Here is a 25,011-nt window from a genome sequence, read left to right on the forward strand (position 1 = left end):
CCGCCGCGACGGCTAACTCCTGGCAATGGATGACCCGAAGCCCGCCCCGCCGCCCTCGCTGGACTACCTGTCCGCCGTCACGGACGCGCAGCGGACGCTGTACGCGGTGCTGTTCTCCCTGCTGCGGAACCCCCACGACGTGGAGGACGCCCTGCAGGAGACCAACGCGGTCCTGTGGGCGAAGGCCGCGGAGTTCGACCCCGCCCGGCCGTTCCTGCCCTGGGCCCTCAAGATCGCCCAGTTGCAGGCGTTGGCCCTCCGCAAACGCAAGGGGCGGCGGCCGATCCTGGACGAGGCTCTGGTCGCCACGCTGGCCGACGAGGCCGCCGCCGACGCGGACCGCGAGGAGCCGCGGCGGCGGGCGCTCTCGGAGTGCCTGTCCAAACTGCCGGCCGACCGCCGCCGGCTGGCCCTGCGGCGGTACGAACCCGGCGCCAGCGTGAACGCCCTCGCCGCCGAACTGGGCCGCAGTCCCAAGGCGATCAGCGAGGCCCTCCGCCGCACCCGGGCCGCCCTGCTGGACTGCGTCGAACGCACCCTCGCCCGGGAGGCCCGCGCGTGACCGATCCCTTCCAAAACACGACGAACGACGCGGCGGCCGACCCGCTGGACCGGCTGCTGAACGCCGCCGTGGACGACGGTCTGTCCGAGGCGGAGGAGGCCGAGCTGACGGCCCGGCTCCGCGACGACCCGGCCGCCCGGGAGCGGTATCGGCGGTTCATGTCCCTGCACGCGGAGCTGCACTGGCGGACCGGGGCCCCGGCGGCGAGCTTCGCCGAGCCCGACGCCCCGGAGCCGGCGCCCGAACCGCGCGTCCGGCGGCGGGCGTTGTGGGCGCTGGGGCTGGCGACGCTGGCCGCGAGTCTGCTGGCGGCGGCCCTGCTGCCGCGGGTCTGGGCGCCGGGCGGCGACGGCGACGCGGCGTCCGTCGTGAGCGTGGCGTCGGTGCGGGGGGCGGTGCGGTATCGGGGTCCGGGCGGGGCGCTTCGTCCGGTGCGGGTCGCCGCCGGTCTGCCGGCCGGCACGGCGCTGCTGGAGGGGGCGTCGTCCTCGGTCCAACTGCGGTTCGCGGACGGCACGCTGGTCAGCGTCGGCGGGGACGCGGAGGTGGAGATCGAGGAACGCCCGACGGCGGGCGGCGTCGCCCAGAAGCGCCTGCGGTTGCGGTCCGGCCTGCTGACGGCGGAGGTCCGCCCGCAGCCGGCCGGGGCCCCGATGGTGATCGAAACGCCCGCCGCCCGGGCGGAGGTGCTGGGCACGGTGTTCACGCTCGCCGCCGGGGCGGACGCGACGCGGTTGGACGTGGAGGACGGGCTGGTGCGGCTCCGCCGGTCCGTGGACGGGCGGGCCGTCGAGGTGCCGGCCGGGCGGCGGGTGATCGCCTCCCTGGACGCCGCCGCCGACCTGCGTTCGCAGGCCCCCGCCGCCGACGAGCCCGGCTGGCGGCACGTCTTCGCCGCCCCCCCGCCGGACGCGTGGCGCGGCCGCTGGCTGCCCCCGGGGCCCGACGGAGACGCCCCCGCCCGGGTGCGTTCCGTGCCGCTGGTCGTCGGCCGCACCGACGAACCGGGCGCCGACGGCGAGGGCGCCCCGGTGGTGCACTTCGGCGTGACGGCCCGGCGGACGGACGCGGCGGACCTCGGCACGCTCCCGCCGGACGCCGTGTTCACCGCCGTGCTCCGCACCGATCGGCCGACGGCGTTGCAGGTCTTTCTGGGAACGCTGAAGAAGTCCGGCCGCTTCGGCGGGAACTTCGAGGTTCGCCTGCCGGAGGGCGCCGGAACCCCGCTGCCCGGCGCCGCGGGGGCGGCCGGGTGGCGCCGCGTGCGTGTGCCGGTCGCCGCGTTCCGCCCGCTGATCCCCCGGCACGCCACGGTCCCCGACGCCGGTCGGCCGGTGCTGTGGATGCTGACCAGCTTCGCCTCGGACGACGGGCTGGAGGTCGCCGAACTGTCCCTGACGTCCGCTGGAGAGGCCAAATGACCCGCGTTTCGCCCCTGCTCGCTGGCTGTGCGGCGCTGCTCTGCCCGGTCTTCGCCGTCCCGGCCGGGGCCGCGGACGACTTCGCGGACCGCATCCTCCCCCTGCTGGAGGACAACTGCACGTACTGCCACGGCGCCGCGGACGAGGACCCCGCCGGCGGATTCGCCATGGCCGGGTTCGCCGATCGTGCGTCCGTCCTGCGGGAGCGGGCGACCTGGGCGAAGGCGCTGGAGGCGATCGAAACGCACGCCATGCCGCCGGCGGACGACGCCTGGCTCGACCCGGCCGACCGGCACGCGTTGGCGGCGTGGCTCCGCGGGGCGCTGGCGGAGCCGGAGCCCGGGCTCGGCCGCGCCCGGGTCGGGGCGGCGCCGCTGCGGCGGCTCACGCGGCTGGAGTACAACAACACCGTCCGCGACCTGCTGGGGCTGGAGACGGACGTGTTCATGTTCCCGGAGCGGCTGCCCTTCGACAAAGCCTACTTCGACCCCGCCGCCGACCGGCTGCCGGCGGAACTGTCGATCCGGGCGCGGGAGTACGGGGCGAAGTACCCGGTCCTGCTGCCGACCGCCGGGCTGCCCGGCGACGGGCGGGCGGAGCACGGGTTCAGCAACCGGGGCGACGCCCAGGACATGTCGGATTCGCTGTTGGAGCAGTACCTGTCGCTGGCGGACGCGGTCGCCTCCCACCCGGAACTGTTCGGCCGGGCGGCCCGCCTGCGGGACCTCGCCCCGGAAGTCGCCGACGCCGCCCCCAAGCCCAGCCCCGGGCCGAACCGGCCGCGGAACCGGCTGGTGGCGGTCGCCTCCGCGGAGTTCGCCCCCAACGACAACCTCGCCCGCACCGCCGAGGGCAGCGCCGTCACGCTGGAGGCGTTCCGGCAGCAAGTCGCCGCCGCCCACGCGGAGGGCCGCGGCGGGACCTTCGACGCCGACGCCGTCGCCAACACCACCGTGCCCGGCAAGGGCGGCGTGCTGCACCTCGCCCCGGCGGAGATCGGCGGACGGACCGTCGGTTTGAACCCCAGCGAGGACCTGTGGAGCGCCGTGTTCTCCACCGGCCGGGCGACCTCCGGCAACGCGATCTTCACCAACCGTCAGAAGGACAAGAAGAACTTCCTGATCGGCTTCGAGGGCGAGGACCGCGGCGCCGTGCGGGCCGTCGGCGTGTCGCTGGTCAGCCGGCGGGGGCAGTCGGGGGCGATCACGCTGACGGCGGAGTGCACCGGCGACGAGGCCGTCTCGGTGACGGTCGAACTGGCCGCCGGGGCCGGGGCGGACAACGTCTTCGCCGCCTTGGCCGCCCCCGACGGGGAGCACGTGCGGCGGCTGGTGATCGACGGGTCCGCCTTCAGCGGCGACTACGTGTTGCTGGACGACCTCGCCCTGCTGTGCGACTCGCCGCCGCCGGCCCCGGCCTTGGTGGGCGTCGAACCGGCCGAGCCGGAGGATGAAGAGACCCCCAAACCGGCCGGCCCGGCCCCGGACGCCGACCTCGGCGGCGCCCCGCGGGACCGCGTGACCCGGTTCCTGCGGCGGGCCTTCCGCCGGCCCGTCGACGCCGCGGAGGCGGACCGCTACTTCGCCCTCTACCAAGCGGGCCAGGCCGAGGGCGGCGAAGAGCGGGCGGCCCGGCAGGTCGTGCGGGCGGCGCTGTCGTCTCCGAGCTTCCTCTACGTCAATCCGACCCCGCCCGAGGCTGCCGACGCCTCCGGCGTGCGGCCGCTGACCGATCACGAGTTGGCGAACCGGCTGTCGTACTTCCTCTGGAGCACGCTGCCGGACGACGAACTGTTCGCCCTCGCCGACGCCGGCCGGCTGTCCGACCCGGACGTGCTGGAGGCCCAGGCCCGGCGGATGATCCGCGACCCGCGGGTGCGGGAGCTGTCCGAGAACTTCTTCGTGGAATGGCTCCGCCTGCGGGAGCTGTGGAGCGCCCAGCCGGACCGCCGGGCGTTCCGGGCCTTCTACGCCGGGGCGAAGGGCAAGAACACGCTGGCCGACGACATGTTCGCCGAGGCCCTGCTGCTGTTCGAACGCATCCTGATCGAAGACCGCAGCGTGCTGGAGCTGATCGACGCCGACGCCGCCTACCTCAACGGTCCGCTGGCCGAACTGTACGGCCTGGAGGGCGGCCCGGACGGCGACCGCACCTGGCGGCGGGTCGACCTGCCGGACGGCCGCCGCGGCGGGCTGCTGACGACCGGGGCCGTGCTGACGCTCACCTCCTTCCCCCACCGCACCAGCCCGATCCGCCGCGGGGCCTGGACCTTGGAGACGATCCTAAACCGTCCGCCGGCCCCGCCGAACGCGGCGGTGACGGACGTCGACGAACAGGCGTTCGGCGACGCTCTCACCCTGCGGCAGAAGGTCGAACGGCACCGGGAGGACCCGGCCTGCGCGATCTGCCACGACCGCATCGACCTGCCCGGCTTCGTGCTGGAGAACTACGACGCCATCGGCCGCTGGCGCGAGACCGACGACGCCGGCGGCCCGATTGAACCCGCCGGCGACCTGCCCGGCGTGGGCGCGTTCGGGGACGTGACCGAGTTCAAACGACGACTCTGCGAGGACCGCCTGCGGTTCGCCCGGGGCGTCACGGAGCGGCTGTTGTCCTACGCCCTGGCCCGCGAACTCGCCTACCACGACCTCGCCCCGGTGGAGCGCATCCTCGCCGCCGCGGACGGGAGCGCTTTCCGGCTGAGCGACCTTGTCGCCGGCGTGGTGCGGAGCGACCCGTTCCGACACGCCGATCGCCCGGCCGACACGCAGAACGCCTCAGTGGAGAAGACCCGATGAACGTTTCGACGACCGCCCCGCTGCACCGCCGCACGCTGCTCCGCGGGGCCGGTGCCGCGATCGCCCTGCCGTGGCTGGAGGCGATGGTCCCCGCCGCCGGCACGGCCGCGGCGAAAGCGGCCCCCGGTCCGCCGCCGCGGCTGGCTTGGGTCTACATCCCCAACGGCGTCGTGCAGGATGCCTGGCACCCCCGGACGGCCGGGCCGGACTGGGAGGCGACGCCCTCCCTCGCCCCGCTGGCCGACCTGCGGCGCCACCTCAACCTCTACACCGGGCTGGACCGGGAGTTCCGCGGCGGCACCGGCGTGCACGCCCAGGCGGGCTGTTGCTGGCTGAGCAGTTCGCCCCCCGCGGAGGCCCTCGACGGCGGGTTCCCGACGAACCGCACGCTGGACCAGATCGTGGCGTCGCAGATCGGCCGGGACACGCCCGTCCCCTCGCTGCACCTCAGTTGCAACGACCACGCCAACCAGCGGGAGACGCGGTACTTCGAAAGCGTCTCTTGGCGCGGCCCCGGGAACGCGGCCCCGGCCCAGAAGGACCCGCGGCAGGTGTTCGACCGACTGTTCGGCAAGCTGGACCCCTCCGCTGCCAGCGTGCTGGACGTGGCCCTCGCCGACGCCAAACGCCTGCGGACCGGGCTGGGCCGGTCGGACCGGCAGACGGTCGACGGCTACCTGCAGTCGGTCCGCGAACTGGAAAAGCGGGTCCAACGGGCCGGCGCCTCGCCCGCCGAGGCCGACCCGCACCTCGCCCGCCGGGCCTCGTCCGTGCCGGAGGACCGCGGGGAATACCTGCGGCTGATGGGCGACCTGATCGTCGCCGCCTTCCGGCAGGACCGCACCCGCGTCGCCACCCTGCTGGTCGACCCGGAGCGCTGGGACACCCCCCGCCTGTACCACGGCGTGTTCGACGAACCGCAGAACCACCACGCCCTCACCCACACCAAGGGGGACGAGGCGAAGGAGAAACTGGCCCGGATCGACCGCTTCCACGTGGAGCAGTTCGCCCATGTTGTGCGGCGCCTGGCGGAGACGCCGGAGGCGGGCGGTTCCCTGCTGGACAACTGCCTGATCTCGCTGGGCAGCGGCATGGGCGACGGCCGCGTGCACGACTACGGCGACCTCCCGCTGGTCACCGCCGGCGGCCTCGGCGGCCGGGTGCGGACCGGCGCCCACCATAAGTTCGAAGGGAAGGTCCCGCTGGCGAACCTGTGGCTGTCCGTCGCCCAGGCCGTCGGCGTGGAGGCCGACGCCTTCGCCGACAGCGACGGCACGGTGACGCTTTAAATCCTTCCAAGTTCGCACGCATGCTCGCGCTCCTGCTGACCGCCGTCCTGACCCCGCCGGCCCCCGCCGACGCGCCGCCCTCGCCGACGGAGCAGCGGGCGCTCGCCGACGCCGTCGCCGCGAAGGCCCAGCGGGCCGAGGTCCGCACGGACGACGACGGGAACGTGACCGGGCTGATCCTCATCAATCACCAGGCGCTGCATCAGAAGGTCGGCGAGAAACCGGGCGCGGACGACGACGACCTGCTCTCCTTGGCGGCCCTGCCGAAGCTGGACACGCTGGTCCTGGAGTCCCAGCCGGTGACCGACCGCGGGCTGGCCGTGCTGAACCGGTTCCCGGGGATGAAGCAGGTCGGCTTTCATTACATGGGTAAAGCTTGGGCGACGTTCGCCGCCGACCGCGACCTGTCGCCGGTCTCGCCGGGGTTCGTCACGCGGATCGACCCGATGCGGGACCTGGAGATCCTGGAAATAAAACACAACTTCAAAGTCGACGCGATCGCGGTCGACGCATTAAAGGGGCCGTTCCCGAAGGTCTGGCGACTGGTGCTGGACACGCCGGTGACGGCGGAGCAGACGCTGCACCTCGCCCGGCTCTGCCCGCACGTCCGCGATCTACAACTCCATCGGACGGACCTCTCGCCGGAGCAACTCACGGAACTCGGCGCCCTCCTGCCGAAGCTGGAAGTCCTGTGGTTCAAGCCCCGCGGCGGGTTGAAGGCGGAGCATCTCCGGGCGCTGGCGGCGTTCCCGAAGCTGCGGATCTTCAGTCCGCAACACTTCAAAAACGCCGTGCCGTACGCCGGCGGGTGGGACGCGCTGGCCGCTCATCCGGCGTTGGAACGTCTGGAGATCGCCGGCCGCGGAGCGCAGACCAACGCCGCAGCCCTCGAAGAATTAACGACCGCCCGCCCGGGGCTGGTCGTCTCGCCGAAGCTCACCCGGTCGAGGAATTATGACGGACTGTAAACGCCCCGCCGCCGCCTCGGTCGCTCTATTGGCCGCGCTGCTCCTCGCCGCCCCGGCGGCGTGGGCCGACGAGCCGTCGCCGGAGGAGGCGTATTTCACCGAGCAGGTGCTGCCGATTCTGGAGGCCCGCTGCACGCTCTGCCACAGTCACGAGTGGGAGACGGCGGAGGGCGGGCTGGTGCTGGACAGCCGGGCGGGGTGGGAGTCCGGCGGGAACTCCGGCCCGGCGGTCACCCCCGGCAAGCCGGCCGCGAGTCTGCTGTATTTAGCGGTCAGCGGCGGGTCGAAGGGCCTGCATATGCCGCCCGACGAGACGCTGCCCGCTGAAGAGGTCGCCGTATTCAAGCGTTGGATCGAGACCGGCGCCGCCGACCCCCGCGAGGGCGGTCAGGCCGGCCCGGCGGGGATCGACCTCGACGCCGGCCGTGACTGGTGGGCCTTCCGCCCGCTCCCGACGGGCGACCCGGCGGCCCCCGAGAATTGGGGCGAGGGCGACGCGGTCGACCCGTTCATTAATAAAAGGCTCTCCGAGGCCGGCTTGAGCCCCGCCCCGCCGGCGGACCCGGTCACGCTGCTCCGACGGCTCGCCCACGACCTGACCGGCCTGCCGCCGGACGCCGTGCTGCCGGACGTGGGACCGAAGGAATTGAACAGCGACGCCGGCGTCGCGGCGGCGGTCGACCGATTGCTGGCCTCGCCGCACTTCGGAGAGCGCTGGGGGCGGCACTGGCTCGATCTGGCCCGCTACGCGGACAGCAACGGCTCCAGTTTTAATCCGCCCTTCCGCGAGGCCTGGCGCTACCGCAACTGGGTGATCCGGGCGACGAACGACGATTTGCCGATCGACCGGTTCTTTCAAATGCAGCTCGCCGGCGATTTATTGCCGGCCGACACGCCGGCGGAGCGGGACGACCATCTGATCGCCACCGGTTATTTGCTGTTGGGATCGAAGGTGCTGGGGACGTTCGATAAGGAGCAACTCACGCTGGACGTGGCGGACGAGCAACTCGACGTCATCAGCAAATCGATGCTCGGCCTGACGGTCGCCTGCGCCCGCTGTCACGATCATAAATTCGACCCGATCCCGCAGGCGGACTATTACGCGCTCGCCGGCATCCTCACCAGCACGGCGACGCTCGACGGGCGGCTGGGCGGGCCGAAGGAGGACGAATCGGACTGGGCCCGCCGCGGCCTCGGCCCCGGCGGCGACGCGGCGCTGCGGGCGTTTCTGGAGGAGCACGCCCACGAATGGGTGAAGGCCACGCAGAAGACCTTCCACGGCCGGCGGAAGGTCGCGGAGTCGGAACGGGACCTCGCCGCGGCCGACTCGGCCGGGCGGGAGCGGATCGAAGCGGACCTTCAAAAGCAGCGGGACGAGTTAGAGCGGTGGGAGACGAGGCTGGCGGAGCTGGAGGCCCTCAAGCCACCGCACGCGATGGCGGTGCGGGACGCGGCGGCGCCGGCGGACGAGGCGCTGCGGGTCCGCGGCGTGCCGGCCAGCCGCGGGAACGTCGTGCCCCGGGGGTTCCTGCAGGTCGCCAGCGTCGGCGACGCCCGGCCTGCGTTGCCCCCCGGCGTCAGCGGGCGGCGGGAGCTGGCGGCGTGGATTGCCTCCGACGAGAACCCGCTGACCGCCCGGGTGTTCGTCAATCGCGTCTGGAAACACCTGCTGCGGGAGGGCCTGGTGCGGTCGGTGGACAACTTCGGCGTGATGGGCGAGGAGCCCTCGCACCCCGAACTGCTGGACGCGCTGGCCCGCCGGTTCATCGATTCCGGCTGGAGCCTGAAGCGGCTGGTGCGGGAGATCGTGCTGTCGGACGTCTACCGCCGCGCCGTCGCCCCGCCGCCGGCCGCGGACCCGGAGAACCGGCTGCTCTCGGTGCAGCATCGGCGGCGGCTCGACGCGGAGGAGCTGCGCGACGCCCTGCTGCACCTCGGCGGGCATCTGAACCGCACGCCGGGCCGGGGGATGCTGGACGACCTGCCGATCGGCGACCTCAGCGGCGCCCCGGAGGCGATCCCTGCCGGGGACGACCGCCGGACGGTGTACCAACCGGTGATCCGCACGCTGGAGCCGGTCGTGATGCGGACGTTCGACGCCCCGGTCAACACGATGGCGACCGGCGACCGGCCGCGGACGGTCGTCGCCCCGCAGGCCCTGTATTTCCTGAACGACGCCGCCGTGACCCGGGCCTGCGAGGGGCTGGCCGAGCGGCTGGCGGGCGATCTGCCGCTGGGAACGAGCGACTCGAACGCCCTCGCCGCGGCGGCGGAGACCCTGTTCGCCGCGGTCGTCGGCCGGCCGCCGAACGCCGCGGAGACGGGCGTCCTCGGCGATTACCTCGTCCGACAGGCGGGCGGGGCGGGGGGCCTCACCCGGCACGACGCGGCGAAGCTGGCCCGCGTAATCGTCGCCGGCACGCAGTTTCAGTTTTTGGATTGAGAGATGACGACGCACCAACCCGAAGCGTCAGCGAGGGCCGCCCGCACCGCGGGCAGAAGCGGCTCCTCACGTGTCCCTCGCTGACGCTTCGGGTTGGTGTTCTGAGACTTTTTCAACGCATTTCACTCCCCGGAGCGAACCGATGAGCGACCTCGCCACCCCCCGCCCGACCGTCTCGCGACGGGCGATGCTGCGGTCGGCGGCCTCCGGGTTCGGCGGGCTGGCGCTGGCCGGCCTCGCCGACCGGGCCGCCGCCGCGGAGCGGGCCGCCGGGTCGACGCCCCAGCCGCATCACGCCCCGCGGGCAAAGCGGGTGATCTTCCTGTTCATGCACGGCGGGGTGAGTCAGATGGACTCCTTCGACCGCAAGCCGCTGCTGGAGAAGCGCCACGGCGAGGCGCTGCCCTTCGCCCTGCCGGGGCTCATCCGCCCGGACCGATTGGGAAAAGTGTTCGGCACCGGCCTGAGGTGGGCCCGGCACGGGGAGAGCGGCCGGTGGGTCAGCGAGCTGTTCCCGCACACCGCCGGGGTCGTCGACAAGCTGTGCTTTCTGCACGGCGTGCACACGGAGGGGGAGGCCCACGGGCAGGCCGTGCTGCGGCTGCACACCGGCGAGGCCGCCTTCGACCGCCCCAGCGTGGGGGCGTGGGTCAGCTACGGCCTCGGGACGGGGAACGAGAGCCTGCCGGCGTTCGTGGCGCTGGACCCGCCAACGATCCACGGCGGGGTGCGGCTGGCGGGCAACTCCTTTCTCCCGGCGGAGCACCAGGCGATGCGGGTGCGGCTCCGCGGGGCCCCCGGGCGGGTCCCGGAGGTGGCGAACCTGACCGGCGGCGGGCTGTCGAAGGGCCGCCAGCGGGAGCAGGTGGACGCCGTCGCCGCCCTGTCGGCCGCCCACCCCGGCGCCGGCGGCGACCCGTACGTGGAGGGCGTGATTCGCTCCTACGAACTGGCCTTCCGCATGCAGTCCGTCGCCCCGGAGGTGTTCGACCTGAGCCGGGAGACGGCCGAGACGCGGGCCCTGTACGGCGTCGACGAGGAACCGACCGACGGCTTCGGTCGGCAGTGCCTGATGGCTCGCCGACTGGCGGAGGCGGGCGTGCGGTTCGTACAGGTCTCCACCGGCTACCACTGGGACCACCACGGTAACATCCAGACCGACCTGCCCCGCAGCGCCGCGAAAACGGACCGGTCGGTCGCGGGATTAATTCAAGATCTCGACCGCCGCGGTCTGCTGGAGGACACGCTGGTGGTCTGCGCCGGGGAGTTCGGCCGCACGCCGGTCTCGCAGATCGACCGCGGGCGGCCGGGCCGGGACCACAACCCGCACGGCTTCACCGTCTGGCTGGCCGGCGGCGGCGCCAGACCCGGCCACGCCCACGGGGCGACGGACGAGTTCGGCTACCTGGCCGTCGACGGGAAGGTCCACATGCACGATTTGCACGCCACGATCCTGCACCTGCTGGGCCTGGACCACGAGCGGCTGACGTACCGCTACGCCGGCCGCGACTTCCGCCTGACGGACGTGTACGGCCGCGTCGTCCGCGAGGCGCTGGCCTGAGGCGACGGTCCGTCGGGTTCAGCCGCCGCCCGGCGTTTCGGTCGCCGCGACGACCATCGCCGCAACCCCTCTCCGCACCGCCGGCGGCAGGTGCGGCCAAGCGGCGATTACGACGGCGAGATTGGCGTCCGTCTCCACTGCGCCGCATTCCGCGCCGCCCGCATCAAAGAATCTTGCTCTCGCCCATGTTTCGTAGGACAAATCCGCGTCGACCCGTCCTCTTGGTCGGGGATTCATGAAAGTGCTCAACGCCCGTGGGCGTGATCGGAGGGGGCACACGCGACGACGGCGACGGTGAAGCGGTTCGGCGACCTGATGTGCTCAACGCCCGTAGGCGTGATCGGAGGGGGCACCTCTGGTGCGCCGCGGCGGTGGGCGGCCTGCTGGGGTGCTCAACGCCCGTAGGCGTGATCGGAGGGGGCACGTTCCGCAAGAGGCCCGTCGTCATCGAGGCGGTGAAGTGCTCAACGCCCGTAGGCGTGATCGGAGGGGGCACGTCGCCGGCGTCGCCAGCGAACCGCACAACTGGTTGTGCTCAACGCCCGTAGGCGTGATCGGAGGGGGCACCATGCCCGCCGGCTCTGACGTGATGGTCGGCCATGGGTGCTCAACGCCCGTAGGCGTGATCGGAGGGGGCACTCTCGGCGAGGCGGCACCCCTCCGGCCGCTCCGCGTGCTCAACGCCCGTAGGCGTGATCGGAGGGGGCACGCGGCGCATCACGCGGACGGTCGGACCGGACGAATGTGCTCAACGCCCGTAGGCGTGATCGGAGGGGGCACGCTCGACGGGGACGTGCTGGCGCTCTCCGGCTTCGAGTGCTCAACGCCCGTAGGCGTGATCGGAGGGGGCACCGGACGACCGTCTCGCCTTTGCCGGCGTACCGCAGGTGCTCAACGCCCGTAGGCGTGATCGGAGGGGGCACACCTCGGCCAGCCGGGGCGTCGTCAGCGGTTCATGTGCTCAACGCCCGTAGGCGTGATCGGAGGGGGCACTCGAAGCGTCCGTCCATGGCGTCTCCGTGATTGCAAGTGCTCAACGCCCGTAGGCGTGATCGGAGGGGGCACCGTGACGACGTACAGCGGATGGGGCTTGGTGTCGGCGTGCTCAACGCCCGTAGGCGTGATCGGAGGGGGCACGGCGAGGTGAGCCCGCAGCTCCGCAATCGCGTCCTTGTGCTCAACGCCCGTAGGCGTGATCGGAGGGGGCACACGGACGCGAATCAATGGACGGACCACGCTTCGAGTGCTCAACGCCCGTAGGCGTGATCGGAGGGGGCACGCTGGCAGAGGAACCACGCCGGCAGGTAGCGGCTGAGTGCTCAACGCCCGTAGGCGTGATCGGAGGGGGCACTCTGTCGCCGTTCTACCGCGACCTGTCTCACTGGTGGTGCTCAACGCCCGTAGGCGTGATCGGAGGGGGCACGTCCTCCGGCTCGGCGCCGTCCGGCACCTCGACGGGGTGCTCAACGCCCGTAGGCGTGATCGGAGGGGGCACCCAGAGCCCGCCACGCTTCGATCCCGTGAGGGTCGTGCTCAACGCCCGTAGGCGTGATCGGAGGGGGCACTGTCTTGGCTCTTACGACGGAGGTGCGGTGATGGGGTGCTCAACGCCCGTAGGCGTGATCGGAGGGGGCACGCGGAGGTTCAGCAGCGTCCGCTCGCTCACCCGAAGGTGCTCAACGCCCGTAGGCGTGATCGGAGGGGGCACGTGATGATCGTCCGCAGGCTCGTCGCGGCGCTGGCCTGTGCTCAACGCCCGTAGGCGTGATCGGAGGGGGCACGCCGCCTCGGAGAGGAAGTCGGCCTGGGTGCCTTCGTGCTCAACGCCCGTAGGCGTGATCGGAGGGGGCACACCGGCAAGCCGCACAGGGCGTACTCGGCGGAAGCGTAGTGCTCAACGCCCGTAGGCGTGATCGGAGGGGGCACGCCGGGGCGGCGTATTCGGCGATGCGGGAGACCGTGTGCTCAACGCCCGTAGGCGTGATCGGAGGGGGCACCTGCACTCGCTGGCACGAAGACGACCTGATCGGCCGGTGCTCAACGCCCGTAGGCGTGATCGGAGGGGGCACCAGTTGAGGAGCGACCCGGGCCGCGGCGGATACGTAGTGCTCAACGCCCGTAGGCGTGATCGGAGGGGGCACCGACGAAATCGCGGAGGCCGAGCGGGACGCAAACTAGTGCTCAACGCCCGTAGGCGTGATCGGAGGGGGCACCTTTTGCGACGGCTGGGGCTCGGTAGTTTTGAACGTGCTCAACGCCCGTAGGCGTGATCGGAGGGGGCACACGCTGGCGGACGGGGCGTCCGACAGGAATCACTAGTGCTCAACGCCCGTAGGCGTGATCGGAGGGGGCACGACGCCGACCGGGCGGTCGACGTGGTAGGCGAGCGGGTGCTCAACGCCCGTAGGCGTGATCGGAGGGGGCACCCGACCGCAACGGGAAGCTGACGAACGGCTACCGGTGCTCAACGCCCGTAGGCGTGATCGGAGGGGGCACACATCGACTTCCGCGTCTTCGGGGAAGACCCCCGGGAGTGCTCAACGCCCGTAGGCGTGATCGGAGGGGGCACCGGCCGCTCAATCGCCAGCGAGCGGACCGCCTTCGGGTGCTCAACGCCCGTAGGCGTGATCGGAGGGGGCACAACGCCGCCGGGTAGATCAGCGGTAGATCGCGGGGCTGTGCTCAACGCCCGTAGGCGTGATCGGAGGGGGCACTCTGCGGCGGCGGGGCGGAGCCGGCCGGACGCTGGTGCTCAACGCCCGTAGGCGTGATCGGAGGGGGCACCGGCAGCGGTCCGTCTTCTCCCAGAAGGGTCGGGTCGTGCTCAACGCCCGTAGGCGTGATCGGAGGGGGCACCCGGTAAGACTCGGGGCATCTTCCGGTCCCAACTCGTGCTCAACGCCCGTAGGCGTGATCGGAGGGGGCACGCGGCGGAAGGAGTCCTGATGCCGTGGTCCCGCATGTGCTCAACGCCCGTAGGCGTGATCGGAGGGGGCACAGCGTAGGTCCCAAACCTCCCAGCCGCCACGACTTGCGGCCGTCGATTCACGCACCGCGCGGCGGCCGTCCGGGGCGGCTCCCGCCGCCCGGTTCCCGACCGCAACGGCGGCGCTCTCGGCCTGCGGACGCCGCTCGGAAGACCCGTTCACGCACCGCACGGCGCCGGCGGCGGCCTCAACCCGCTGCGGCGGCACAGCTTGCGACCGCGGCCGGCGTCGGCGGTCCGGCCGCACGGAGGTGCGTGAACCGGTCGGTCCGGTCGCTCGCCCTCCCGATTGTCGTCCCGGAACCGTCACAGCACCTCGAAGGTCGGCGGCGGGGCGGACCAGTCGCCGCCCTCGCCGCGGTTGCGGTCCCCGCCGGCGGCGTCCGCGGCCGGGGGCGTGCGTTCCTCCTGCGTGTCGCTGACCTTCGCGGCGCAGGTCCCGCACAGGGGCACGATCAGGAGGTCGTCCTCCGGCTCCAGCACCTCGGCCAACTCCCACCGCAGTTTCCGGCGGCCGGCCGCGTCCAGCCGGCAGCGGAACAGGCTGTACTGCACCCGCTCGCCGTAGCCCTCCAGCAGCTTCGCGCACCGCCGCAACCGCTTCGGGTCGCGGACGTCGTAGGCGACGAGGTGCCAGTTCATCGGAGACGATCGGCGGGTGCGATTCAGCGGATCCGCAGGCGGGCGAAGTGCCCCGGGCTGCCGGTCCACTCCTTCTCCAGCAGGCGGGCCTCCAGCTCGACGATCCGGCCCCAGGCTAGGCTGCGACCGGTGTGGGGGTGCCGGTAGCTCTCGTTCAGCCGCCGCTCGAACAGGCCGATCGCCTTCTTCCGCCCCTCCTCCGAGAGCCAGACGTGGCCGGGCCGCAGCTCGAAGTCCGCCGTCGGGTCCCATGCCCCGCGGTTCAGACTGCCGACCAGCGGCACGTCCCACAGGCTCGTGCGAAACAGCTCCTGCAGGTCCAGGACCAGCGGCGGGGCGGCGGACCGGGCCGTGTGGAAGAAGCCGAACGCCGGCTCCAGGCCCACGGCGATCAGCGTCCGCTCGCAGAGGGAGTGCAGCAGGGCGTAGCCGAAGGAGAGCAGGGCGTTGAACCGGTCCCGCGGCGGTCGGCGGGAGCGGCCGGAGAACCGCAGCTCCGCCGGCACGCCGCCGGCGAGAACGTTCCCGAGGGCGGCGAAGTAGTGCTTCGCCGCCATCCCTTCGAGGCCGCGGAGGGCGTCGGGGGAGTCCGCCCGGTCGATGCCGCTCAAGCAGGCGCGGATCCGGGCGAGGTCGTCCGCGGCGGCGGTCCGTCGCTCCTCGTCGCCCCGGGTGCCGCGGAGCAGGTAGCGGAGTTGGTTCTCGACCTTGGCGTGGGCCAGCCGGCGGGCGAGCGAGAACCGGAATCCGTCGTCGGCGAGGGCGGCGTACTGCCGGCGGCGCTGCCGGATGCGGCCGGGCGGGGCGAGGGTGCCGGCCGCCTTCCCGCCGGGGGTGAGCCACTGCACGGCGATCCCCTCCCGGACGCAGCCGAGGATCGCCTGCGTCGTCATCTGCGCGTGCCCGTGCAGGGCGACGGCGTCGACCTGGTGCATCGGGATCTTGGTCGCGGTCGCCTCCTCGCCGAAGCCGACCGCGACGACGAGGCTCCGCCCGCTGCGGGAGACGCGGGCGTCGGGGCTGGCGACGTGGACGACCCGGCCGTCGCGGTTGGCGGGGAACAGCCCGCCGCGGCCGTCGGCGACGACATGTTCAGTTGGTTCCTCGAGCGCCGGCCCCTGTTCCTCCCCGGCCCCCGGGACGGGCAGGCGGTCCTCCTCCGGCAGGCAGACGACGCGGAGGGAGCAGCGGGCGCACTTGCGGTCGTCGTCGGTGACCGGCGGGCGGTCGTCGGATCGGCGGAGTTCCCGGGCCCGGGCGACGGCGGCGGCGAGGTCGCGGCGGGCCGGTTCGTCGACCGGGACCCGCACGGTGACGCCGTCGGCGTGGTAGCGGACGCGGGCCTCGGCGACCGGCTCCCCGGCCTCTTCCTCGAGCAGCAGGGCGTAGGCGATCGCCTGGAGCCGGTCGCTGGGCCAAGCGGCCGGCGTACCCTTCCGCCCCCGAGCCCGCCCCTCCTGGCGGCAGCGGCCCCGTTTAAGTTCGTAGGCGACCCAGTAGCCGGTCCGTTCCCCAGGGGCCGGCCGCTTCCGGGCGGCGTCGACCTTGCCGAACAGGCCCAGCGAGTCCGAAGACAGTTCGAAGGACCGCAGTCCGGTGACGTCGCCGTCGTCGGGCAGGACCCGCTCGTGCAGTTCCCGCCCGGCGTAGACGCGGTCGTCGGCGACGAGCAGGTTCTCGACCTCCTCCAGGTAGAACAGCCGCTCGCAGTACTCGAGCGCGTGCAACGCCATCACCCGGAGAGGCGGTTCGTCGGCGACGGGCGGGGCGGGTGCGGTCACGCGGCTCCGCCGATCGCGACCGCGCAGGCCGGGAGGTTGGCGGCGGCCCCCTCCTCGATCAGGAAACGACCGCGGACCGTGTTGCCGCGATCTATGTGGTCCACCCACACCGGGAGGCTGTGGAACCCCGCGGGATCCGGGCGAACCAGCGTGACACGGTCCGGCGGCGTCGCGCGGTCGGTGACGGAGTCCACGAGGAAGCTGCTCTCGCCGAGCGACAGCCCGCCGGACCGACGGATCGACCGCGGCCGGTGCAGGGCGTCCCGGACGCGGGCCGTCAGCGGGCGGGGGGCCGCGTCGTCGCCGGTCTCCAAGTACGCCCACAGCGTGAGGCCGCAGAGCAGGTCCTGGTAGTCCGGGCGGAGGTCAACCAGTTCCTTGCCGCGACGCAGCTTGCGGAAGACCCGCGCCCGCTCCGGCTCGCCCTCCAGGGCGAGGGCCAAGCGGACGCCGCGGTGGTCTTCCTTCCGCTCGCGGGGGACGCCGACGAGCGAAAGGAGCATCCCGTAGACGGTCGCGGGCGGGGGGAGCGGATGGGTGTCCTGATACTCCCGGGAGGCGTCCGGCCGGAAAGAGCAGAACGGGACCTCCACGCGGAGCAGGAGGGGGGCGTCGTCGGGGGCGGTCTCGTCCGTCATTTCGCCCCCTTCGTCGCGGTCGCGTCGGCCTCCAGCCCCTCGGCGGCCCGGCGGATCGCCTCGCTGAACGCCGCCTTCACCCCGCTGTGGACGCTCGCGCCGGCCGCCTCCAGGTCCTCCAGCCTGGCGACCGGCAGAGCCGTCCCGACGATCAACTCGCCCGGCTCGACGTCCGGCTCCTCGCCGGCCGTGCGGGCGAGCAGCGGGGCGAGGGAGAGGTGGCCGTGCTCGTCCTCCTCGAAGCAGAGCAGCATCCGCGGGGCCGGGTCGGGCGTGACCCGCAGGACGACGGCCTCCGGCGAGAAGTCATAGAGGTAGCGGGCGTGGTTCCCGGCCACCCGCCGCAGGTTCTGCAGGCCCCGCAGCGTCCGCTCAGTCCGGCCGGCGGCGTCCTTCAGCAGTGAGCCGGGCGTGAGGGCGACGCTGTACTGGTAGCGGGTATCGTGGACCTCCGCGGCGTAGGGGATCGGGTCCTTCGCCTTCACCGCCGGGTTGGAGCCGGGGGAGGCGAAGTTGTGCGAGATCGTGCCCGGCCAGGGCGCGAGGCTGACGGCCCGGCAGACCTCCAGCGGGGCGCGGCGGTTCAGCGTCTCCTTTTTCGCGTGCATGAAGCCGAGCACGTCCGTGTCGATGAACTCTCCCGGCTTCTTGAATTCCTTATCCGCGAACTCGAACCCCGCGCCCGCGGGGCGGCGGTTGACGGACTCGGCGTCCTCGGCGTGCCAGACCTCCCGCAGGGCGTAGCGGATCGCCTCGGAGCTGACGGTGGAATGGATGCGGCCGCCGCGAATCACTTTCTGTAGTGTCGTGGCGTTGCCGTCGTTCTCCGCCCGGTTGTTGGCGGCGACGGCGCGGGCGGTGAGCAACGTGGCGAACAGGTGCGTGGTCATGCGGTTCTGCGGGCTTCGAGTGAGGCAAGGGGGGATGAATCAGTCTTCGGTGGGGGCGTTTTCGTCGGCTTCGCCCGAATCCTCGCCGGTCTGTTTGCTCTTACTTGAGTAGCTGGCGAGGGCGAGGAGGCCTAGATCGCGGGCCTGCTGCCAACGGTCCGGGTGGTCGATTAGCGCCCAGGAGAGGGCGGGGTTCTGCATTAGGGCGGCGGGGCGGTGGGAGCCGCTGCGGTTGCGGGTCTCGTCAGCGGTCAGCCGTCGGAGGCCGCGGGAGAAGAAGTCGCCGTAGAACTCCCGCGTCAGCGTCCGCGTCTTGCATCGCATCAGCCGGCGCCGCAGTTCCTCGTTGAGGTTGTCGATCCGGTCGCGGGCGTCCCGCTCCCCGCCGCGGCCGAGGGCTCGGAACTCATGGTGATACTGACGGCGGAGGCTGTCCCAGAACGCCTCCACGAACAGGCGTTCCTCCTCCCCGTCCCACATGCGGTCGTCCTGGATGAGAGCCATCAATCGTGCTTTCTGAGCGGGGTCGGGAGAACGGTCTTTGTGGTAGGAACCGGAGAGTTGGCGGAACCAGATCCGGGGGGGCGACTCGCCGGGGAACTTCGTCTTGCGGAGGAAGTCCAGTTCGTCCTCGTCCCACGGCAGCGGGACGGCGAGGTCGGCGTACCAAGGCCGACCGGCGGCGAGGTTGTCCCCGATCCGCCCTCGGCCGGTGGGGATCTTGACGAAGGTCCTCGGCGGCCCGTCCGGGGCCGCGTCCGGGTTCGCTTTGCGGACCGCGTAGACGTTCCCGAACTGATTCAGGACGAGGCGATACTTCTGAGCGGCGCGAGCCGTCGGGGCGACGTCGACGACGCCGCGGCGGACGGTCTGGTTCGCGTAGTAGCCGACCTTCCCCATCGCGACGACGCGGCACCCGGCCGGGGCGCCGGCCCGATGAACGTGCGCCCGCTCTTTCTCGGTGTTCGCCGCTGAGAGGAACCGCAGGGCCGCGTCCCCGAGGCTGGCGACCTCGGCGTCCCAGGGCTTCGCTTCCCGCCGGTGGAACGCGGCGGCGGCGGGCAGGTCCCGCACGTCCGGGACGACGACGACCCAGTTCTGCTGGCCCAGCGGCTTGGGCCCGCGGAGCTTCGCGTAGCGGCAGCCGATCGGGCCGAGCATCAAGAGCAGGGCGATCCGCGGCGGTCCCTCCCAGGCCCCCTCCGCCCCGTACCGGCCGGCCATCCCGGGGACCACCCACGAGGACAGGCCGATCGTCTTTTTGAACTCCCCCTTCCGGTCGAACAGGTCCGTGACGTCCTTATGCGGCTTGAGAATCAGCGCCTCCGGCGGGGCGGTCTCCCCAGCCTCCCGCTGCTTTTTGTTCAGCGGGTAAACCGGACGCTGGAACCGAACGGGCATCTCCTTCGCCCCGTCTTCGATCGAGACGATCAACTCCTCCGGCGGCGACTTCGCCTGGACGCGGGGGTGTTGCAGGAAGGTTTTGAAGACGCCGTTGTGCGTCGTGACCCGCCGCTGCGGGTTCGCCCGATCGGTCGCTTGATGGACGGCGGGCAGGTACAGCACGCCGCCGGGATGCTGCCATGCGTATTCCATCAGCTTCTGGAACGCCGCCCGCGGGCAGCCGGTCCAGCGGACGGTCACGGCGTCTTCGGTGAGGTCGCCGTCCTGCCACGTCAGCGGTTCGAGGGCCGCCCGCTCGTCGTTCCGCTCCGCCGCCTTCAGCGTGAGCCACAGCGCCGCCAAGCCGGCCCGCTCCGTCAGCCCCATGCCGGGGTCGGCGAGCGACCACGTGAGCGAACCGGACTTCTCGTCCGTTTCGGGGCCGGGCGGGGCGTCGCCTTCCGTTAGAGCACGTCGGCCGGGCACGGGGTCGCCTCCTTTCGAGCAAGGGACTGGGGATCGGCCCAGGAGAGGCCTGCGTCGGGGTCGTCATCCACCGCTCCGGGGAGCGTCACCGGCAGACCGGCGATCCGGTCCGCGGACAGCGGCGCCGATCCGCCGGCGTGCCGAGTCGGCAGCGGAACGGTCCAGGGGGCGAGTTTCTGCCGGGTCCAGCCCCGCGGCGGGGGGCCGCCGAGCGCCGCCTCAATCGCCGGCACGTCTTCGTGCACCAGCACAGTGACGGTAGATCCGGCGTCGCGGATCGCCCCCGGCTGCGTCAGCGGCCCGCCGTCCAACCAGTCTGAGGGGGCCGGGCGGATCTCGCCGCCGGCGAGGCGGTCCAGTTCCGCGGCGAGTTCATGCTGATTCCATGTCGTCCGCTGACCGGCGATCTCCCAGGACGCGGCCATCTCCGCCTGAAGCTCCTTGTCGCGGGCGTCGTCGGCGTTTGACTTGTACGGGTAGCCCTCGAACGGCAGCAGGAACGCGGGACGGGGGTCGTCGCCGGCGGCATAGCGGTTCAGCCGCCCGAGGCGCTGCACCAACGCCGGCAGCGGGCAGTTCGACGAGACCAGTAGGTCCGCGCTGACGTCCAGCGACATCTCGCAGACCTGCGTGGCGACGACCAGGGCCGGGCCGGGCGTCGCCCGCCGCGTTTTCTCCGGGTCGGCGTAGGCGAACGCGTCGAGCACCGCCCGTTGACGGTCGACACGGTCCCGGTAGCGGAACCGGCTGTGGTAGATCAGCGGCTCGCAGGGCAGGCCGCGGCCGGCGGCGTCGGCCGCGACCCGCACGGCGTCGGCGACGGTGTTGCACACCCACAGGACCTTCTCGTCCCGCTCCAGCGCGGCTTCGACCTCGCCCCAGGCGGAGGCCTCGTCGTCCAGGGGGGCGAGGTCGTAGCGGCGACGCCCTTCGAGCGCGGCGTCCCCCCGGACCGGTTCGCCCAGCCGATCGCCCAACACGGCCCGCAGAGCCGCCAGCCGGGCGGGGGGGAGCGAGGCGGTCATCAGCAGGACGGGCAGCCCGGGGAACGTCTCCAGGAACCGCAGCAGGCTGCCGAACAGCTGCCCGTCGTAGCTGTGGATCTCGTCGAAGACGTAGTACCCGGACAGTAGGCCGGGGAAGCCGGCGAGCGGGCGGAGGTGGTTCCCCGCCAGCCCCAGGACGGTGTCGACCGTGCAGACGACCGCCTGCCGCCCCCAGAGTTCGAAGGCTTCGAGCTTCTGGTCGGCGTCCTCCTCCGGGCGGTCCTTCCCCTCCGCGGCGGCGGTCTCCCAGAGCCCCTCCAGGTCGACGTCCCGCCGGCCGTGGATCAACGCCTGGGCGATCTCGCCGCGGCCGAAGACGTAATCCTCGTAGCCCGCGGACGCCGTGCCGGTGGTCGGGTAGGTGAAGATCGCCTTGCGGCCGGGGTACCGCTCGGCCCGCATCCAGGCGGCTGTGGTCTTGCCGTTGCCGGTGCCGGCCAGGACGAGCACGGCCGACTCCGGCCGATCCGCCACCTCCCGCTGGAACGGCCGGGGCGGCCGCCCCCCCAGCGACGCCTCCCAGACCGCCCGCGCCTCCGCCGCCGACAGCCGGCCCCCCGCCAGCGCGTCCCGCACGTACGCCGCCGGCGACCGCTTCGCCGCCGGCAACGCCGACCCGCCCACGTCCGCGGCGATCAGCAGGGCTTTCAGGAGCGCCAGCCGACGCTTCGGGGCGTGCTTCCCCAGCGCCGCCCAGCGGTCCACCGCGTTCTGCCAGCAAGCCGCGAACGAATCGTCGACCGCCGGGGCGTCGGCGAACGGGTCGTCGGTCACGAGGTCGACCGTCCGGGCCCCCCGCCTCGGGGGGGCCGCCGCGGCGAAGCCGAAGGTCCGCAGCAGCCGGGCGGCCCAGTCCAGCAGGGACCGCACCTGCGGGTCATGCAGGGGGATCTTCAGCGTCGGGCCGGTCCCCTGTTCGTTTACGCCATGATCGTTCGTCACCTTACGGTGGTGGCCGGCGACGGCGAGGACCGTCAGCAGCGCGTCCGTCTCCCCCAACGTGTCCCGCAGCCAGTCGCCGAACATCGCCCCGTCCCAGAGCATCCAGAAGCTGACCGCTTCGTGCCGCAGCGCCTGCCGGGGGATCTCCCCGAACCGGCGCGGGCCGAGCAGTCGCTGGAAGTGGTCGTTGACCTTCCCGAGGTCGTGCAGCAGGGCGGCGAGTTCGAACAGCGGACGCAGCTCGAACTCCAGGACCCCGCGGCTCGTCCCGGCGGCGAGGGCGAGGTCGTCCGCGGACGCCTCCCAAACCGCCCGGGCCGTCTCCCACACCTCGGCGCAGTGCTCCGCGACCGTCGGCGGGGCCGGCCGGCCCTTCGTCGGGCTCTTGGCGAGCGGCTTCGTCATCGTCCCGCTCCGGCTTCCGACGGATCGGGGGTCCACGGCGTGAAGATCCCGCAGCCCATCGCCCGGCGGCCGCCGAGGCCCCAGGTCTGCACCTGCACGCTCTCCGCCGCCGTCAGGCCGGTCAGCCGCAGCTCGTAGCCGACGATCTCCCGGCCCCGGATCCGGAGGGTGCGGCGGACGGGCTCGGTCGTGCGGTCGCCGTCCCGCTCCCTGGCCCGGTCGGGGATCGTCGCGTCGACCTCCGCGGAGATGCCCAGTTCCGCCAACTGCCGGCGGGCCGCAGTCAGGAACGCCGCCGGGGAGGGCGGGCCGCCGCCGGTCGGCTTGATTGTGACCAGCCGGCTCCGCAGGGCCGGCGCCGGCGCCAGCGGCTCCACCCGCGGCGGGGCGAGGGAGACAGCCGTCCCCGCCACCTCCAGCGTCCGCCCAGCCAAGGGCAGGAACTTCCCGATCCGGCCGGACGGGCAGCGGATCGTGAGGCTGCTCCAGCCCATCAGTCGCACCGTCCGCCCGCCGATCTGCCGGCCGCGGATCGGGTGGACGCCGACCCGCGGCGGGTCGCCGGGCCGGTGCGTCCCGCCCTGGTCGTGCACCCCCGGCACCACGGCCGCCACGGCCCCCAGCAGCGGGCGCCCGTGATCGACCGGCAGACTCGTCCCGCCGGCGATCGGGAACGCGAGGTCGACGACGGGGTCCGGCCAGGGCGGGCGGGGCGGAATCGTACGATCTTGAAGTGAGACATCAGGCTGCGGGGCCATCAAACGTCCTCCGTGGGGTGAAACTGATATTCCCGAAGCTGAGCTTTCAGGGTCGCTAAACCGCGCCCGGCACGCTGGTCGATCGCCTGCCGGCTAACCCGTTCTTTCTTCGCCAGGGCGGCGACGCCGAGGTTCCCGCCGACGATTTTGAACCGGGTCGTGATGGCTTCCTGCTGTTCGACAGGGAGCGACGCCAGGGCCGCTTTCAACGCCTCTTCCCGCTCGGTGGCCAGAAGTTGGTCGAGAGGATTCGGCAAGTTTCCCACGCAGCCGCGAAAATCGGTTGAGAGCAGTCGAATTGCTACTTCTCCTCGTTTGGGTACGGGTCTCGGCCCTGAAGAACCCTTCGCGTCTTGGCCGCTTTCAAAGCGTTTCGCAGATGAAAACGAGCGTTTCCGAAGACCCACCTGCGAGGATCCCGGATCGTCCGTCCTCGCATTTGCGTGCGGAGTCGGAGAAAGACTTCGCCAAAGTGCTCCTCCGGCTCCGCCCTCCACGACCGTGCAAGCCGCTTGGCCGCTGGCGAAGTGATGAAGTCGTTGAGCGCGGCGGCGACGGACGCGAGTTGGACGGAGTCTGAGAGCACCACTCTTCTCATAAGGAGGTTCTGGGCGTACTATCAGAAAATCCTGCTCGGCGGGATGCAAGGTGGTACTTTCCGCCTCGCGATCATTCACGCCCACGGGCGTTGAGCACAGAAGTGTGGTTCTCGAAGCCTGCTTCTCCTTGAACTTTCGATGACGCCCACGGGCGATCTTCATGACTCATATCTCCCCGTCGCCGCCCGCAGGTCGGCGGCGATCTAATTTCTCAGCTCCGGCGGCTCTAGAACCTCCGCCCGCGGGCCGAAGCTGAGGACCCAGGCCCCCACCTCCTCGAAGGCGCTCAGTTCCAGGCTGAGCGTCAACGAGCCATCCGGCAGGACATCCACCCGCTGGCTGTCGTGCCAGCGGCCGGCGGCGACGTAGCGGGCGGCGTCGGGGGCGAACCGAACCCGGACAGTCCGCGTCGGGCCGTCCGACTGCCACACGCCGAAGCTGCCGGCGTGGGCGACGCGGAGGTCGAAGTCCGCCGGCGGGTCGAACCGCTCCGGCGTCGCCTCCGCCTCCTCGATCCGGTCCACGCGGAAGGTCCGCTGCTCGCCGTGCTTGCGCGAATGGGCGTGCAGGTAGAGCCGGCCGCGGTGCCAGACCAGCCCCAGCGGCTCGACCGCAAAGCGATCCGTCTCCCCGGTGGAGCCGCTGCGGTAGCGGATCTCCGTCACCCGGCGTTCCTCCCGGCCGAGCATCACCGCGTCCAGGGCCGGTCCGCGGTCGGCGAGGTCCGCGGTGCCGGGGGCGGTGGCCAGGAACCCGCCGCTCAGGCCGTTCAGGCACGCCAGCGCCTTTTCGCCCAAGTGGGCCCGCACCTTCGCCAGCGCGCGATCCAGCGCCTCCCAGATGAACGTGCCGCGGAGCGAGGCGAGCAGCGGCCGGGCGAGGTGCAGGGCGGCGGCCTCGTCCCAGGCGAACGTCAGCGGGGGCAGCCCCTCGGGCGAGGCTAGCCGCCAGGTCTTCTCGCCGCGGTAACCGCTTTCGCAGCGGACCGGCAACCCGGCCTTCTCCATCGCCTCAAGGTCGCGGCGGAGGGTCTTCTTGCTGACGCCCAGCTCGCCGCACAGGTCGTTGAGCGTGGCGCCGCCGTCCCGGGAGAGCAGCCGTCCGTAGAGGGCGAAGCGGGCGGCGGGGGCGGCGTCGGCCACAATCGGCGTCGGGTGAGAACTGATGTACGCCCGGCACGCTATCGGGGGGCCGCTCCCGCCGCACGCTCACCCGGGACAACCGGCGGGAGGGTGATTCACACACGAGGGTGGGGAGTGATGCCTCAAGGGCGTCCGGTCCGTCGGAGCTAAACGCAGCCTCGATCGAAGGCACTGTGGGATGAGGCCGGCGACGCCGCCGGCCGTTTCTCATTCCTCCCACCCGAAGCCGCCCCGTGCCCCGAATCCCCCTCCCGCCGCGGCTGGCCGCCGC

At 72.4% G+C, this 25,011-nt stretch carries 16 protein-coding genes and 1 CRISPR repeat array; of the genes, 7 read left to right on the forward strand and 9 right to left on the reverse strand.

The window, feature by feature from the left end; genetic code table 11:
* Positions 1-25 precede the first annotated feature (25 nt).
* The 7 genes from ACG2DA_RS01200 (at position 26) to ACG2DA_RS01230 (ending at position 11,042) form a co-directional block, all read left to right on the forward strand.
* Positions 26-562, forward strand: a complete 537-nt coding sequence (locus tag ACG2DA_RS01200) for a sigma-70 family RNA polymerase sigma factor (protein WP_395253629.1) — start codon at positions 26-28, stop codon at positions 560-562.
* Entirely contained in the window at positions 559-1,983 is a 1,425-nt protein-coding gene (locus ACG2DA_RS01205; RefSeq protein ID WP_395253630.1) for a FecR domain-containing protein, read from the forward strand. The genes ACG2DA_RS01200 and ACG2DA_RS01205 overlap by 4 nt, the downstream gene beginning before the upstream one ends.
* On the forward strand, positions 1,980-4,781 hold the full coding sequence (locus tag ACG2DA_RS01210; RefSeq protein WP_395253631.1) for a DUF1592 domain-containing protein: 2,802 nt from the start codon (positions 1,980-1,982) through the stop codon (positions 4,779-4,781). Before ACG2DA_RS01205 ends, ACG2DA_RS01210 begins: the two co-directional genes overlap by 4 nt.
* Complete coding sequence (locus tag ACG2DA_RS01215) at positions 4,778-6,070, forward strand: DUF1552 domain-containing protein (RefSeq protein WP_395253632.1); 1,293 nt, start codon at positions 4,778-4,780, stop codon at positions 6,068-6,070. The genes ACG2DA_RS01210 and ACG2DA_RS01215 overlap by 4 nt, the downstream gene beginning before the upstream one ends.
* 20 nt (positions 6,071-6,090) lie before the next feature.
* On the forward strand, positions 6,091-7,038 hold the full coding sequence (locus ACG2DA_RS01220) for a hypothetical protein (RefSeq protein WP_395253633.1): 948 nt from the start codon (positions 6,091-6,093) through the stop codon (positions 7,036-7,038).
* The gene (locus ACG2DA_RS01225) at positions 7,025-9,481 is read left to right on the forward strand and encodes a PSD1 and planctomycete cytochrome C domain-containing protein (protein ID WP_395253634.1); all 2,457 of its coding nucleotides are present in this window, start codon (positions 7,025-7,027) and stop codon (positions 9,479-9,481) included. Before ACG2DA_RS01220 ends, ACG2DA_RS01225 begins: the two co-directional genes overlap by 14 nt.
* A gap of 142 nt (positions 9,482-9,623) precedes the next feature.
* Positions 9,624-11,042 carry a DUF1501 domain-containing protein gene (locus ACG2DA_RS01230; protein WP_395253635.1) on the forward strand — a complete coding sequence of 473 codons (1,419 nt, stop codon included), beginning with the start codon at positions 9,624-9,626 and terminating at the stop codon, positions 11,040-11,042.
* Positions 11,043-11,283: 241 nt separating this feature from the next.
* A CRISPR array of direct repeats spans positions 11,284-14,040; the repeat unit is 36 nt; unit sequence GTGCTCAACGCCCGTAGGCGTGATCGGAGGGGGCAC.
* A 294-nt stretch (positions 14,041-14,334) separates the two neighbouring features.
* Here the strand turns inward: ACG2DA_RS01230 and cas2 are convergent.
* From cas2 to ACG2DA_RS01275, 9 genes are all read right to left on the reverse strand, one after another.
* A complete protein-coding gene (gene cas2 / locus ACG2DA_RS01235) occupies positions 14,335-14,670 on the reverse strand; it encodes a CRISPR-associated endonuclease Cas2 (RefSeq protein WP_395253636.1) in 336 nt (111 codons plus the stop codon).
* A 23-nt stretch (positions 14,671-14,693) separates the two neighbouring features.
* Complete coding sequence (gene cas1 / locus ACG2DA_RS01240) at positions 14,694-16,451, reverse strand: type I-MYXAN CRISPR-associated endonuclease Cas1 (RefSeq protein ID WP_395253637.1); 1,758 nt, start codon at positions 16,449-16,451, stop codon at positions 14,694-14,696.
* Complete coding sequence (cas5, locus tag ACG2DA_RS01245) at positions 16,448-17,089, reverse strand: type I-MYXAN CRISPR-associated protein Cas5/Cmx5/DevS (protein WP_395253638.1); 642 nt, start codon at positions 17,087-17,089, stop codon at positions 16,448-16,450. The genes cas1 and cas5 overlap by 4 nt, the downstream gene beginning before the upstream one ends.
* On the reverse strand, positions 17,086-17,979 hold the full coding sequence (cas7i, locus tag ACG2DA_RS01250) for a type I-B CRISPR-associated protein Cas7/Cst2/DevR (RefSeq protein WP_395253639.1): 894 nt from the start codon (positions 17,977-17,979) through the stop codon (positions 17,086-17,088). The genes cas5 and cas7i overlap by 4 nt, the downstream gene beginning before the upstream one ends.
* 39 nt (positions 17,980-18,018) lie before the next feature.
* Positions 18,019-19,848 carry a type I-MYXAN CRISPR-associated Cas8a1/Cmx1 gene (cas8a1, locus tag ACG2DA_RS01255; protein ID WP_395253640.1) on the reverse strand — a complete coding sequence of 610 codons (1,830 nt, stop codon included), beginning with the start codon at positions 19,846-19,848 and terminating at the stop codon, positions 18,019-18,021.
* Positions 19,827-22,241: a CRISPR-associated helicase Cas3' gene (gene cas3 / locus ACG2DA_RS01260; protein ID WP_395253641.1), complete on the reverse strand. Its 2,415-nt coding sequence runs from the start codon at positions 22,239-22,241 to the stop codon at positions 19,827-19,829. Before cas3 ends, cas8a1 begins: the two co-directional genes overlap by 22 nt.
* Positions 22,238-22,999 (reverse strand): type I-MYXAN CRISPR-associated protein Cas6/Cmx6, encoded by a 762-nt coding sequence (gene cas6, locus ACG2DA_RS01265; protein ID WP_395253642.1) that lies wholly within the window; start codon positions 22,997-22,999, stop codon positions 22,238-22,240. The genes cas3 and cas6 overlap by 4 nt, the downstream gene beginning before the upstream one ends.
* Positions 22,999-23,265 (reverse strand): RNA polymerase sigma factor, encoded by a 267-nt coding sequence (locus tag ACG2DA_RS01270; protein WP_395253643.1) that lies wholly within the window; start codon positions 23,263-23,265, stop codon positions 22,999-23,001. Before ACG2DA_RS01270 ends, cas6 begins: the two co-directional genes overlap by 1 nt.
* Before the next feature lie 536 nt (positions 23,266-23,801).
* A complete protein-coding gene (locus tag ACG2DA_RS01275; RefSeq protein WP_395253644.1) occupies positions 23,802-24,740 on the reverse strand; it encodes a helix-turn-helix transcriptional regulator in 939 nt (312 codons plus the stop codon).
* Positions 24,741-25,011 lie beyond the last annotated feature (271 nt).

The sequence above is a fragment of the Alienimonas sp. DA493 genome (genome assembly GCF_043951915.1).
In the GTDB taxonomy this organism is placed as follows: domain Bacteria; phylum Planctomycetota; class Planctomycetia; order Planctomycetales; family Planctomycetaceae; genus Alienimonas.